Below are 275 nucleotides of genomic sequence, written 5' to 3' on the forward strand. Positions count from 1 at the left end.
CGGCAGGAAACCACCCTCTTCGACGATCAGCTCGCTGCCGTCACGGCAACGAAGCACGGCGTTGAAGTCGAGCATCTGCAGCGTTCGCTCGTAGACGCGGACGCCCATCCCCCGCCCCTGCGAGGTCTTGCCGAGCGCCAGCTCGCCGCGGTCCTGCTGCTGGGCGAAGGCCCCTGCGTCCGTCAGCGCCAGCGTCAACAGAGCGAGCAGGCTGGCGCTCAGGACTCCCCTCGAAAACATCGATCCCTCCCTTGTCGATTGCGGTCCTTCTACAT

General features: G+C 65.8%; 1 protein-coding gene. It reads right to left on the reverse strand.

Annotation, left to right across the window (positions count from 1 at the left end):
- Positions 1-240 (reverse strand): hypothetical protein (locus tag MJ643_RS30715; protein ID WP_247727312.1); only part of this gene is annotated, 240 nt, incomplete at its 3' end.
- Between the last annotated feature and the right edge of the window lie 35 nt (positions 241-275).

Origin of the sequence: Pseudomonas sp. PNPG3 (assembly GCF_023093815.1) — a bacterium.
In the GTDB taxonomy this organism is placed as follows: domain Bacteria; phylum Pseudomonadota; class Gammaproteobacteria; order Pseudomonadales; family Pseudomonadaceae; genus Aquipseudomonas; species Aquipseudomonas asiatica.